General features: G+C 72.2%; 10 protein-coding genes. 3 read left to right on the forward strand and 7 right to left on the reverse strand.

Annotated features, from left to right (window positions below; genetic code table 11):
- Positions 1–81 precede the first annotated feature (81 nt).
- Positions 82–549, forward strand: coding sequence for a hypothetical protein (locus ACFVYL_RS03885; RefSeq protein ID WP_389712702.1), 468 nt, complete (start codon positions 82–84; stop codon positions 547–549).
- A 145-nt stretch (positions 550–694) separates the two neighbouring features.
- On the opposite strand, the gene ACFVYL_RS03890 is transcribed toward ACFVYL_RS03885, so the two are convergent.
- Together ACFVYL_RS03890 and ACFVYL_RS03895 are read right to left on the reverse strand one after the other, a co-directional pair.
- Positions 695–1,087, reverse strand: coding sequence for a chorismate mutase (locus ACFVYL_RS03890; RefSeq protein ID WP_389712703.1), 393 nt, complete (start codon positions 1,085–1,087; stop codon positions 695–697).
- A gap of 11 nt (positions 1,088–1,098) precedes the next feature.
- Positions 1,099–2,007: a helix-turn-helix domain-containing protein gene (locus tag ACFVYL_RS03895; protein ID WP_389712704.1), complete on the reverse strand. Its 909-nt coding sequence runs from the start codon at positions 2,005–2,007 to the stop codon at positions 1,099–1,101.
- A gap of 204 nt (positions 2,008–2,211) precedes the next feature.
- On the opposite strand from ACFVYL_RS03895, the gene ACFVYL_RS03900 reads away from it, so the two are divergent.
- Positions 2,212–3,963, forward strand: a complete 1,752-nt coding sequence (locus ACFVYL_RS03900; protein WP_389712705.1) for a beta-galactosidase family protein — start codon at positions 2,212–2,214, stop codon at positions 3,961–3,963.
- 58 nt (positions 3,964–4,021) lie between these two features.
- Here ACFVYL_RS03900 and ACFVYL_RS03905 read toward each other — a convergent pair whose 3' ends face one another.
- Together ACFVYL_RS03905 and ACFVYL_RS03910 are read right to left on the reverse strand one after the other, a co-directional pair.
- Positions 4,022–7,132, reverse strand: a complete 3,111-nt coding sequence (locus tag ACFVYL_RS03905) for an endo-alpha-N-acetylgalactosaminidase family protein (RefSeq protein ID WP_389712706.1) — start codon at positions 7,130–7,132, stop codon at positions 4,022–4,024.
- Between the two features lie 206 nt (positions 7,133–7,338).
- Positions 7,339–8,136 (reverse strand): S1 family peptidase, encoded by a 798-nt coding sequence (locus ACFVYL_RS03910; RefSeq protein WP_389712707.1) that lies wholly within the window; start codon positions 8,134–8,136, stop codon positions 7,339–7,341.
- Between the two features lie 270 nt (positions 8,137–8,406).
- Here ACFVYL_RS03910 and ACFVYL_RS03915 point away from each other — a divergent pair, with 270 nt between their 5' ends.
- Positions 8,407–9,276 carry a hypothetical protein gene (locus ACFVYL_RS03915; RefSeq protein ID WP_389712708.1) on the forward strand — a complete coding sequence of 290 codons (870 nt, stop codon included), beginning with the start codon at positions 8,407–8,409 and terminating at the stop codon, positions 9,274–9,276.
- A 12-nt stretch (positions 9,277–9,288) separates the two neighbouring features.
- On the opposite strand, the gene ACFVYL_RS03920 is transcribed toward ACFVYL_RS03915, so the two are convergent.
- The 3 genes from ACFVYL_RS03920 to ACFVYL_RS03930 form a co-directional block, all read right to left on the reverse strand.
- Entirely contained in the window at positions 9,289–10,182 is an 894-nt protein-coding gene (locus tag ACFVYL_RS03920; protein ID WP_389712709.1) for a pentapeptide repeat-containing protein, read from the reverse strand.
- Between the two features lie 197 nt (positions 10,183–10,379).
- Positions 10,380–12,053, reverse strand: coding sequence for a DEAD/DEAH box helicase (locus tag ACFVYL_RS03925; RefSeq protein ID WP_389712710.1), 1,674 nt, complete (start codon positions 12,051–12,053; stop codon positions 10,380–10,382).
- Positions 12,054–12,193: 140 nt separating this feature from the next.
- Positions 12,194–12,397: a cold-shock protein gene (locus ACFVYL_RS03930; protein ID WP_030362889.1), complete on the reverse strand. Its 204-nt coding sequence runs from the start codon at positions 12,395–12,397 to the stop codon at positions 12,194–12,196.
- Between the last annotated feature and the right edge of the window lie 78 nt (positions 12,398–12,475).

A 12,475-nucleotide genomic window follows, 5' to 3' on the forward strand; every position in this document is an offset into this window, starting at 1 on the left:
GCGCCCCGCGTGCGGCCCGGCGTGCGGGGTCGGTGAATGGAGTGGGAGAACTGACGGAACCGCTTTGTTCAAGGGAGAACCATGCGTACACGTACCACCCTGGCCTGCATCGGTCTGGCCGCCGCCGCTCTCGGGTCGCTCGCGGTGGCGGGTCCCGCCGTCGCCGCGGAGCCGCCCCCGCCCACGGCTCCCACGGCTCCCACGGTTTCAGAAGCCAAGATCCTGGAGACCGTCTGCGCGAGCGTGCAGAAGATCGTCGAGCAGATCAACACGGCTCAGCTCGTCAAGGTCGACGGCCTGAACCTCGCCGCGGTCCACGACCAGTGCGTGCAGTCCGGGAAGGTCTCCCTGGCGGATCCCGCCAAGGAGACCGTGAAGCAGCCGGGGGCCATGTCCGGCCTCGGGAAGACCGCGGGCGGCAGCCTGGCGCCGGGCCTGGGCGGCCTGCACCTGGGCGGTATGGACCTCGGCGGCGTGCGCCTGAGCGACATGACGCTGAGCGACATGGGTCTGAGCAAGCTGAGCGACATGGGTCTGAGCAACGGCTGAGTGATCGACGGCGAGACCCGTCACGGCCGACCCCGGCGCCCGGCACCCGGACGCCCGGCACCCGGACGCCCGTCCGGCAACGGCGGCTGAGGACCCCGTCGGCGCACGGCTGACGGGGCCTTCGCCGGATCGCGCCCGGGCGGCGTTACGCCTTGGGGGCGTCGCCGCCGGTCAGGCTGCTGTCCGCGATGCTCTCGTGGTGGCGGATGACCTCCGCGATGATGAAGTTGAGCAGCTTCTCCGCGAAGGCCGGGTCGAGCTTGGCGCTCTCGGCGAGCTCGCGCAGGCGGGCGATCTGGCGGGATTCGCGGGTCGGATCGGCGGGCGGCAGATGGTGCTGGGCCTTGAGGTGGCCGACCTGCTGCGTGCACTTGAAGCGTTCGGCGAGCATGTGGACGACGGCGGCGTCGATGTTGTCGATGCTGTCGCGCAACCGGGACAGCTCGGTGCGCACGGCCTCGTCCGGGGCGGCGCCGCCCGCGGCCGGGGCGCCGGCCCCGGACGCGCTGTTCTCGTCACTGGTGTGGCTGGTGGTCATGGGGCACGAGCCTACGTTGCCGCTCCGGGGCCGCCACCGGCGGAAGAGCGCAGAACAGGTGGGTGGTCCGGGTCGGGTATCTGGTGCGACCAGCCGCCGGGTACGGCCCTTCCCTGCTGGTCGCGGAAGCGGACGGGGGCCGTACCCACCCGGCGGGTGAAAAGGCGGGAAAAGTACGCGGGGTCGTCGTAGCCGACGCGGCGGGCGACGGCGGCGACGGGCAGTTCGGTGGCGGCGAGGAGTTCCTTGGCGCGGCCGAGGCGGATGCCGAGGAGGTAGTCCTTGGGGCTGCAGCCGGCGCCGCGCCGCACGGCGGTGCGCAGTTCCGCGGGGGTCATGCCGTGCCGTGCGGCGTGCTCGGCGACGGACAGGGGCTGGAAGGCGTCGCGGGCCAGGGCCTGCAGGACGGGGTCGCCGTCGGGGGCGATGTCGGCGCGGGCGCGGCGCAGCGCGACGAGGAGTTCGTGGACGGCGGCGCCGGTCTCGACCTCCAGGAGGGGGTTGCCGCGGCGGGCGGCGCGGGCGATGCGGGCGACGGTGGCGCGGGCGCCCGCGGCGTCGGAGAGCGGGACGACGGGCCGGGTGGGTTCGATGTAGCCGAGTTCGGTGTACGTGGTGGTGGCGGGGCCCGTGAAGTCGACGAAGCACTCGTCCCAGCCGGTGTCGGGGTCGGGCCCGTAGTGGTGGCGCACGCCGGGGGTGAGCCAGATCAGGGCGGGTGCGGTGACGGTGGTCCTGCGCCCGTCGACGCCGCGGAACCAGCCGCCGCCCGAGCTGATGACGACGGCGACGTGGTGGTCGAGGGTGCGCGGGCCCACGGTCGGCAGGAGGCCGTGCTGCAGGCCGACGCCGAGGCAGGCGAGGCCGAGCCGGTGATGGGCCGGGCTCGGGGTGAAATACCGCATCCACGTGTGGTACATCCGCGTGCGTCCCTTCCGGTACGGGCCGGGCCCGACCCCGCTCACTGCCTCCGACCGCGCCGTGCCGCGCCGTCGCGCGCCGCGCCGCGTCTCGCTGCGTCTCGCTGCGTCTCGCTGCGTCCAACCGGACCCGATCTTTGTCCATGGACCCTGCTGCCCGCCAGAGGTGATCGTGGGCGAGCAGTACGTGAGCGAGAGGACACGATGAACGGGTTCAGGGTCGGCGAGGACGATTTCGAGCTGGACGGGCGGCCGGTACGGCTGCTCTCCGGCGCGCTGCACTACTTCCGGGTGCACGAGGCGCAGTGGGGTCACCGGCTTGCGATGCTGCGGGCGATGGGGCTCAACTGCGTGGAGACGTACGTGCCGTGGAACCTGCACGAGCCGCACCCGGGCACGTACCGCGACGTCGGGGCCCTCGGCCGTTTCCTGGACGCGGCGCGCGGCGCGGGCCTGTGGGCGATCGTGCGGCCGGGCCCCTACATCTGCGCGGAGTGGGAGAACGGCGGTCTGCCGCACTGGCTGACGGGCGCGGTGGGGGCACGCGTGCGGACCCGCGACGAGGAGTACCTGGGCCATGTGGAGAGGTGGTTCCGGCGGCTGCTGCCGCAGCTCGTCTCCCGTCAGCACGGGCGGGGCGACGGCGGCCCGGTGATCATGGTGCAGGTCGAGAACGAGTACGGCAGTTACGGCTCGGACCAGGTGTACCTGCGCCACCTGGCGGGCCTGCTGCGCGCCGAGGGCGTCACGGTTCCCCTGTTCACCTCGGACGGGCCGGAGGACCACATGCTGACCGGTGGTTCGATCCCGGGTGTCCTGGCGACGGCCAACTTCGGCTCGGGGGCGCGGGCGGGCTTCGACACGCTGCGCAGGCACCGGCCGACGGGCCCGTTGATGTGCATGGAGTTCTGGTGCGGCTGGTTCGACCACTGGGGCGCGGAGCACGTGGCGCGGGACGCCGGGGACGCGGCGAAGGCGCTGCGCGAGATCCTGGCGTGCGGGGCGTCGGTGAACCTGTACATGGCGCACGGCGGGACGAACTTCGCGGGCTGGGCCGGGGCCAACCGGGGCGGCGGTGCGCTGCACGACGGTGAGCTGCAGCCCGATGTCACGTCGTACGACTACGACGCGCCGGTCGACGAACGCGGCCGGGCCACGCCCAAGTTCTGGGCGTTCCGGGAGGTCCTCGCGGAGTACGCATCGGGCCCGCTGCCGCAGCCGCCTCCGCCGCTCCCCTCGCTCGGCGCCCCCGCCTCGGCGGCTCTCGCGCAGTGGTGCTCGCTGGAGACCGTCCTGGAAGCGCTGGGCACCCCGGAGGCGGAGCACGCCGTGCCGCCCACGTTCGAGGAGCTGGACGTGGACCGCGGCCTGGTGCGCTACGCCCTCACGGTGCCGGGTCCGCGCGAGCCGTACCCACTGAGTGTGCGGGGTCTTCGGGACCGGGCGGTGGTGTACGTCGACGGTGAGCGCGCCGGTGTCCTCACCGAGGGCACCCCGACCCTGGTCGCCCCGGTCGCCGGGCACGCGCGCGTGGAGCTGTGGGTGGAGTCCCTGGGGAGGGTCAACTACGGCCCGCGTACGGGCGAGCCCAAGGGCATCACCGGGGGCGTCCTGCACGAACGGCAGTACCTGCACGGGGTGCGGGCGCGCGGTCTGCGCCTCGACGCGTTCGATGCGCCGTCGGCGGTGCGTTCCCTCCCCGCGACCGGCCCCGGCGAGGGCCGCCCCGGCCTGTACCGGGGCTCGGTCGAGGTCTGCTCCCCCGGCGACGCCCGCCTCGAACTCCCGGGCTGGACGCGGGGGTTCGTGTGGGTGAACGGCTTCAACCTGGGCCGCTACTGGTCGGTGGGCCCGCAGACGGCGCTGTACGTGCCGGGGCCGGTGCTCCGGGACGGGGCGAACGAGGTGTGGGTGCTGGAGCTGGAGCGCGGCGGGGAGCGGGTCGCGCTGGCCTGAGGGCGCCGACGTCGAACGGACCCGCGGGTGACCCGCGGGCCCGCTCGGCGTCGGGTGGTCAGACCTCGCGGACCTCGAACGCGTCGAGCACGAACTCCGCCTTGCCGTCGTCGCCCGTCTTGCGCAGGCCGACCCACGCCTCGCCCTGGGCGGGGGCGGTGAACTCGTAGGTGAGCGTGGTGGGTCCGGTGGCGGCCGGGAGGTCCTTGCGGTCGGTCTCGCGGGGGGCTGGTTCGTCGACCGCGGTGACCCAGGCGTACTGGCCCGCCTTCTCGTTCTCGTAGCGGAAGGAGACGCGGTAGCGCTTGCCCGGCGCGAAGCGGACGGTGTGCGGGACCGTGCGGTACACGAGGCCGGTGTTCTCGCCGCGGGACTTCAGGGAGTTGGTGCCGTCGATGACGTCGTCGATCGCCTTGCCGTGCCAGCCGCGCTGGGTGAACGGGGCGTGGCGCTGGGCGATGTGGGTGCGCGGGTCGGTGACGTCGCCCGCGTCGCCCTTCACGAAGGGGCCCCAGCCCTGCGGGACGTGCTCGAAGTCCTCGTGGACGAGGGTGGCGCGGGGGCGCTTCGCGGGGCGCCCGGTGGCGGCGATCCGTACGTTGTCGAAGCGCACGCGCGCGTGGCCCGCCGCGGCGCGCAGCGTCAGCTCGGCGACGCCGCCGCCCTCGGGGACGGTGAAGTACGTGAACATGCGCTGGAAGCGGGTGCCGTGCTTGCGGTCGGCGGCGACGTAGTTGCCCGCCGTGGACGTCTCGGTGAAGTTGACGGCGGTGACGCCGTCGGCGGTGCGCACCTCCAGGGCCGCCCGGCGCCGCTCGCCCGGCTGTTCGCCGACCTCGACCTGCACGGAGGCGACGTACGTTCCGGCTTTGAGGCGGGCGAGCCGCTGTCCGACGGCTGCCGCGCCGCCCGCGCCGATGACCAGCTCGTGGTCGCCGAGGTCGCTGAGCCGCACGGTGGCGGGTCCGCTGACCTTCCAGCCCTTCAGGGAGCCGGAGTGGAATCCCGGGTCGTGCAGGGGCGTGCCCTGGCCCCACTTCGGGTCGGGCAGGGCCGCGGCGCGCTCGCGGTAGAGGACGTAGGGCTGCTTCGGGTCGGCCTCAAGGGTGACTTTTCCGCCCGCTACGGAGACGTACGACTCGAAGATGCGTCCCTGGTCGGTGAGCCGGTACAGCGCCACGCGGGAGCGCCGTGCCCACGCGCGCGGGAGCTGCCAGGTGCTGGCGCCGCCCGCCGGGTTGTAGTGGTACAGCTTGGCGGGATCGTGTGCCGTGCGGGGCTCCCAGGGCAGGAGGTACCGGCCGTCTTCGTAGACGACGTGTCCGTCGGTGGTGATGCGCCGCTTCCCCGAGGCGTCGGAGACGGTCGTGCCCGGCTTCCCGAAGAAGGCGATCTCGTGCTCGCCCCACGTCTTGACGGGGTACGCCTGGAGGTACTTGGCGGGCAGCGAGTGGGTCCAGATGAGGTCGTAGAAGGCGTGCCAGTCGGTCTTGCCGACCCAGCCCTCGAAGTTGCCCATGCGGGCGACGCCGAGCAGGGTGGGCCACTTGTCGGCGAAGACGTCCTTCTGGTGGTTGCGGACGAAGCGGATCAGCCGGGAGTTGATGCCGCGCGAGGTGTCGCCGCCGTAGTCGGTCTCGGTGGCCCAGTGCGACCAGATCGCGGAGCGTTCGAAGCCGTGGCCCCACTCCGTGGTGAGGGTCCAGCCCTGGTCACGGAGGGCCCGCTGGAGGCGGTCGGAGGTCCAGCCGGACTCGCGGAACACATCGATGTAGAGGGCGTTCAGGCCACGGTCGGTCTGGGCGCGCAGGGCGGCGAAGCGTTCGACGATGTCTCCGGAGACCAAGTCGCGGCGCTGGTCGATGCGGTAGCTCTGGTCGAGCCAGTCCCACTGTTCGTCGTTCTTGTCGACGAGCTTCTCGGAGAAGGCGTGGGCGACGGGGTAGGACTCGGTGGCGTTGACGTGCACGCTGAAGTCGCTGTTCCACTTCTTGCCCTCGTGGACCAGGGTGTTGAGGTCGTCGAGGCCGCCCGCGCGGGTGTTGTAGTTGTCCGCGTAGTCGGGGTGGGCGGAGTCGTGGCCCTCGGACTGATAGCCCTTGAGGAGCGTGTACTGGCGCAGGCCGTCGGTCGCGAGGTGGATCCGCTTGACGTTGTCGAGGGTGGCGAGGAACGGATTGGTGGCCTGCGAGGCGAAGTTGAACGGGATGTGCGGGACGACCCTCAGGTGCGTCTCGTCGGCGCCGAGCGGGGTCACCATGATGTCGCGGAAGGCGATCGCGGCGTCCTGCCAGTCGACCTTGCCGTCGCCGTTGCGGTCACCGGTGATGACGACGGTGGCGTACGGGAGGGGTTCGGTGGCGTGCACGGGCGCGGTCGCGGCGCGGTGCGTCCACTGTCCCGGCGCCAACCGGGCCTCTACGTAGTCTGCGTTCCCGGTGGGCCGCACCGTCTCGCGCCACAGGCGGCCGTTCTCCCAGGTGGTGCCCGCCGCGCTGGTGGGCTTGTCGTAGCCGGTGTTCGTCTCGATCGCGCCGCCGAGTCCGTCGTGCGCCAGGACGGCGTACGCGCATCCGGTGGGCGGCTCGGCGGGGCTGTCGGCGGCGAGGCGGACGAGGGTGTCGCCGCTCTTGGCCTTGTCCAGCTGCACCTTGGCGGCGAGGAGGGCGGCCCCTGGCTGGTCGCTGCGCACGGAGAGCAGGGTGAGGCCGGGGATCCGCAGGGTGCCGACCCGCAGCGCGTCGGTGTCCGCGATCTTCGTGACGCGCCAGTGGACCTGCCGTCCCTCGACCGCGATCTCGACGTCGATGCGGGTGCCGCCGTCGAAGGCGAGCCGGTACGCGATGCGGGTGTCGCCCGCCGTGGCGGTGACCGTGGGCGTGTGCTCGGCCTCGTCGATCAGGACCGTGGTGGCCGCGTCCGCCCGGCCGTGCAGCACGGCGCCGCTCGCCCGGTCCGTGTACGAGACGACGCAGGGGAAGGCGGTGGCGACGCGCACCTCCAGGTCGGCCGAGCGCAGCACCGCCTCGTCCGCCCCGCGCTTTCCGGGGGCGGGAGCGGGCCCTGCGAACGCGCTGCCGCCCGCTCCGAGGGCGACGCCCATTCCGGCGATCGCGCCCGTCGCGACCACGGCTCTGCGGCTCGGTCCGGACGTGTCTGACGGCAGCATGCGGCACCCCTCCATGGGACGGAATTCGTGCCGCTCACGATGCGCCGGGGGTGGCGAACGCGCCCATGGACAAAGGAGGGGCAGGTGTTGGACTAACCGTCGGGTGGCGCCGCGCGGCAGCTGGACGGGAGTGCCCTCATGCCGGGGCGGGGCGCCTGCGACTGCGAGCGCCCCGCCCCAGAACGTACGAAGTGCGGCTCAGTACCTCAGAGCTCCGAAGCCGCCTTCTCTATGTCGGCCGCGAAGGTCGACACCTCGGTGTAGACACCGGGGAACTTCGGCCGCGCGCAGCCGTTGCCCCAGCTGACGATGCCGACCTGGACGTACTCGCCGGCCTCGTCCTTGCGGAACATGGGGCCGCCGGAGTCGCCCTGGCAGGTGTCCGTGCCACCCTCGGCGAGCTTGCCCGCGCAGAGCTCCTCACCAGGGGTGAGGTCGTCGCCGTACGCGGCCTGACAGTCGGCGTCGCTGATGAACGGGACGGTCGCCTTCAGGAGATAGCGCTGCTGGTCGCCGCCTTCCTTGTCGGCGCCCCAGCCGGCGATGGTGAAGTCGCCCTCGTTGTACTTGGTGTCCTTGGCTATCTTCAGCGTGGGCTGGTCGATCGGCTTGGCGAGCTTGATGAGCGCCCAGTCCTTGCCCTTGCCGTTGTAGCCGGGCGCCTGCAGGACCTTGGTGGACTTCACGCTGACCGCGTCGGAGCTCTCCAGGTCCACGACGCCACCGGTGGCGGTGATGCCGGTGTTGTCTCCGGAGCCGTCCACGCAGTGGGCGGCGGTCAGGACGATGTCCTTGGCGTACAGAGCGCCGCCACAGCCCATCGAAAGACGGACCATGAACGGGAATTCGCCCTGCTCGGCGGGGGTTCCGCCGACGACGCGCTCACCCGGCCGGGGGCCCGGGTGGGGTGCCGCGGAGGCGGCCACGGGCTGAAGGCTGACGGCGGCCAGAGCGATCGCACCGAGGGTGGCGGCTCTCTTCACTCCACGCAGCGTGGTCTTCAACTTGCTTCCCTTCGTGGGGGGTTCGTGGGGGGACACGCGTGGCGGGCCCCGGCCGTCCCCACAGGTTGCGCGTGGATGGCATGAGCCCGCCAAAGCGTTGTTGCGGATTATGGAGATCGGTGTCCGCTCAGGACAAGGGGCGGTTTCCGGCCACGGAGTGTCGCGCGGGAGCGTTGCGGAGGCGACTCCCCCCGTACAGTGGTGCTGAGTTGCAGTGCCCGGTGAGTGACGTCAGGGGGTACGCACGTGACGGTCGGCGGCGGTCCAGTCGTGCACGGCTACCCTCATCTGGAGACCGTGCGCGCCGCCCTCACCGCGCTCTACAAACGCCTCTCGTACGACACCGTCCACACCTTCGAGACCAGCGTCGCCCCGGCCGACGTGGCCTTCCACGATCAGGACGACCTGTACCTCGGCGTGCAGCGGGTGGCCCGCGAGATGGTGCGGCATCTGCGCCTCCCCGACGCCCGGATGATCGTCGGCTTCCGCGAGATGGACCATGCCGCGTACGTCGAACTCGCCGCGGGGCCCGAGTACTTCATCGAGCTGAACGACCGCTTCCGCACCCACCGCAGGGACATCGGCGCGGCGCTCGCCCACGAGGTCATGCACGTCTATCTGCACCGACTCGGCCTGTCGTTCCCCGGCACGCGCGACAACGAGATCCTGACCGACACCGCCACCACCTACCTGGGCGCGGGCTGGCTGCTGCTCGACGCCTACCGCGAGGACGGCGCGACCTCGCAGAAGCTCGGCTACCTCACACCGGAGGAGTTCGGATACGTCCTGGCCAAGCGGGCGTCGGCGTTCGGCGAGGCCCCGGAGACCTGGTTCACCAGCGCGCAGGCGTACACGGCGTACACGAAGGGGCTCGCCCATGCCCGCCGCGACGAGCAGCAGCCGCCGCTGACGGCCGCGGGGTGGGCGGGGCGGCGGCGGTACGCGAAGGACCGGCGGTACGCACTGGACCACGGCGGCGCGGTCGCGGCGGGCGGTTCCTACTCCTTCTCCCTCGACCACGGCACCCTGCGGGTGACGTTCCCCTGCCCGACCTGCCACCAGCGGATCCGGGTACCGGCGCGGGGGCGGATGCGGGTGCGGTGCACGCTGTGCCGGACGGTGCTGGAGTGCGACGCGTAGCGGGCGTGGGGGTCAGGCGGCCGACCAGTGGCCGGGGCGGTCGAGGGCGTCGGAGAGCTTGGTGAGGTCGTCGCCCCTGGCCGCGTTCACCTGCGACTGGGTGAGAAAGAGCGCGCCGGTGAGGTCGGCGCCGCGCAGGTCCGCGTCGCGGAAGTCCACGCCGATCAGGTCGGCTCCCCGCAGGTCCGCGTCGCGCAGGTCGGCGCCGATGAGGTAGGCGCCGCGCAGGTCGGCGCCCGAGAGGTCGGCGCCCCTGAGCCGCGCGCCGATGAGGTCGGCGCCCCTGCGGTTCTTCTTGGCACCCTTACCGTTCTTGGCGCCCTTGCCGCCCTTGCCCCCCGCGCCGCGGTACTCGGCACGGACGAGCTCGCTGGCCCGCAGGAGGAGCTGGTTGACGTCCTGACGGTGGGCGGCCACGTCGGTCTCGACGACGGCCTCCGGGGTGCCCCGGGTCAGCCGCTCCGTCGCGGCGAGCGCGCGCTTCAGGTCGGCATGGATCGGCCGGGTCTGCGGGACGGCGAGCGCCTCGGTCACGTACCAGAGCAGCTCGTGGAGCTGCCGCATGACCGGGAACGCCTCGAACATCTGACGCGCGGTGGCCGGATCCTGACGCCAGTCACGCCCCTCGAAGGTGTTCTGCGAGACGTGCTGCCCCGCTCCGAAGCAGTCGTACACGGTGCAGCCCCGGTACCCCTTGTCGCGGAGGTCGCGGTGGATGCCGCACCGGGAGTCCGCCCGCAGGTTGGTGCAGGGCGTGCCCGCGGCCTTGTTCACCGCGAAGTCCGAGGACTTGGCGAAGGTGAGGGCCACACAGCACAGCCCGAAGCAGCTGCCGCAGTCGGCACGCAGGGCCGCGCGGTCGTCGTCGAGCAGGGGCAGGGCGACGGGTTCGCGCTCCGGTGTCATCGGGCGGGCTCCTTCCGGCCGGGCACTACAGGTGGTACGGCGCTACAGGTGGTACGGCACTACAAGTGATACGGCACTGCATTGTTCCGCCCGCAGCCTCGGCAGGGGCTGCGGGCGGAACTGGTACTGGCACTGGCACTGCTGGGAGCGGCGTCGGGCGCGGGGCAGGGGAAACCCGCCCGGGCACGGCGCCGACGTCACGCCGCGGAGCGGCGGCCTCCCTGCGCCCCGCCACCGGCGCGACCGCGGCGGGCACGACCGCCACCGGTGCCACCGGCCCCGGCGGAACCGCTCCTGGCCTGGCCACCCTGGCCGCCCTGACCCTGGCCCTGGCCCTGGCCCTGGCCGCTCTGACGGGGAACCCTGCGCTGCCCCTGACCTTGACTCTGGCCCTGGCCCTGACCGGCGGCGGCGCCTCCGCCGCTACGAGGACGCCGGCGCCGCTGCGCGCCACCCCGTGCGGCGGGCTGCTGCTGCTGCGGCTGCGGCACCTCGATGACCACCGGCACACCGGAGGGCTCCCGCGCCCCGGTGATCCGCGTCAGCTCCTCGTCGGAGGACGAGACGCGTGCCGTGTTCGGACGGATCTCCGCGTCGGACATCAGCCGCGTCATGTCGCGCTTCTCCTCGGGAAGCACGAGGGTGACGACGCTGCCCGACTCCCCCGCCCGCGCGGTGCGCCCGCCCCGGTGGAGGTAGTCCTTGTGGTCGGCGGGCGGGTCGATGTTCACGACGAGGTCGAGGTCGTCGACGTGGATGCCGCGCGCCGCCACGTTCGTCGCGATCAACGCGGTGACCTGGCCGGTCTTGAACTGGTCGAGGGTGCGGTTGCGCTGCGGCTGCGAGCGTCCGCCGTGCAGTCCGGAGGCGCGTACACCGTTGGCGAGCAGCCGCTTGGTGAAGCGGTCCACCGCGCGCTTGGTGTCCAGGAACATGATCACGCGGCCCTCACGGGCGGCGATCCGCATCGCGACGGCCTTCTTGTCCGTCTCGTCGGCGACGTAGAGCACGTGGTGCTCCATCGTCGTGACCGCGCCCGCGGACGGGTCGACGGAGTGCACGACGGGATCCGTGAGGAACATCCGTACGAGACGGTCGATGTTCTTGTCGAGCGTCGCCGAGAACAGCATCGTCTGGCCGCCCTGCGCCACCTGCTTGAGCAGCGCCGTGACCTGCGGCATGAAGCCCATGTCGGCCATCTGGTCGGCCTCGTCGAGGACCGTCGTGCGCACCTGCGACAGATCGCAGTCGCCGCGCTCGATCAGGTCCTTGAGGCGGCCGGGGGTGGCGACCAGGACCTCGGCGCCGCGGCGCAGCGTCCCGGACTGCCGGGTGATCGACATGCCGCCGACGACCGTGGCCATGCGGAGGTTCACCGACGTCGCGTACGGCGTGAGGGCGTCCGTCACCTGCTGGGCCAGCTCGCGCGTGGGGACCAGGACCATGGCGAGCGGGGACTTCGGCTCGGCGCGGTGCCCGGCCGTGCGGGCCAGGAGCGCGAGGCCGAAGGCCAGCGTCTTGCCGGAGCCGGTGCGCCCGCGGCCGAGGATGTCGCGGCCCGCGAGCGAGTTCGGGAGGGTGGCGGCCTGGATCGGGAAGGGCTCGGTGACGCCCTGGGCGGCCAGCGTCTTCAGGAGGGCCTCGGGCATGTCCAGATCAGCGAAGGCCTCGACGGACGGCAGCGCCGGCGTGATGCTCTCGGGCAGCGCGAATTCACCGCCCTGGACCGGCTTCGGCTTGCGGCCTCCGGACTTCTTCGCGGAGTGCGAAGAAGGCGTGGAGCCCTTCGCCTGGCCGTAGGGCCGGCCCTTTCCTGCTGCGTCGGCGGGACGCTTGCGGGCGGGGCGCGCCGGGCGTTCGGAGCGGTTCATGCAGTAGTGCCTTCCTGGTCGCTGGACTTCCGGACCTCTGAGCCGGTGCGGCTCTGGGCCCGGTCGGGCCCGATGACAGCGCAAGCCGAGGCCCGCACCTTCCGGTGCGGGCCTCGGCTCTGAGGTTCGCGCTGCGGCGATCAGGCAGGAACGATGTTCTCGGCCTGCAGGCCCTTCTGGCCCTGGGTCACCTCGAAGGAGACCTTCTGGCCCTCGAGGAGCTCACGGAAGCCCGAGGACGCGATGTTCGAGTAGTGGGCGAAGACGTCGGGGCCGCCGCCGTCCTGCTCGATGAAGCCGAATCCCTTTTCCGAGTTAAACCACTTAACGGTGCCGGTTGCCATGTCAATCTCCTCAACAGGGGCAGTGAATGGAGAATCACCGAATTGTGAATCTCCAGCGCTGCAATGACCCCCATACCG

The sequence above is a fragment of the Streptomyces sp. NPDC058308 genome (assembly GCF_042880275.1).
In the GTDB taxonomy this organism is placed as follows: Bacteria; Actinomycetota; Actinomycetes; order Streptomycetales; family Streptomycetaceae; genus Streptomyces.

Coding starts and splice junctions, on each gene's coding strand:
- ACFVYL_RS03885 (WP_389712702.1), top strand. CDS start 82: ATGCGTACACGTACCACCCTGGCCTGCATCGGTCTGGCCGCCGCCGCT.
- ACFVYL_RS03890 (WP_389712703.1), bottom strand. CDS start 1,087: ATGACCACCAGCCACACCAGTGACGAGAACAGCGCGTCCGGGGCCGGC.
- ACFVYL_RS03895 (WP_389712704.1), bottom strand. CDS start 2,007: ATGTACCACACGTGGATGCGGTATTTCACCCCGAGCCCGGCCCATCAC.
- ACFVYL_RS03900 (WP_389712705.1), top strand. CDS start 2,212: ATGAACGGGTTCAGGGTCGGCGAGGACGATTTCGAGCTGGACGGGCGG.
- ACFVYL_RS03905 (WP_389712706.1), bottom strand. CDS start 7,132: ATGCTGCCGTCAGACACGTCCGGACCGAGCCGCAGAGCCGTGGTCGCG.
- ACFVYL_RS03920 (WP_389712709.1), bottom strand. CDS start 10,182: ATGACACCGGAGCGCGAACCCGTCGCCCTGCCCCTGCTCGACGACGAC.
- ACFVYL_RS03925 (WP_389712710.1), bottom strand. CDS start 12,053: ATGAACCGCTCCGAACGCCCGGCGCGCCCCGCCCGCAAGCGTCCCGCC.
- ACFVYL_RS03930 (WP_030362889.1), bottom strand. CDS start 12,397: ATGGCAACCGGCACCGTTAAGTGGTTTAACTCGGAAAAGGGATTCGGC.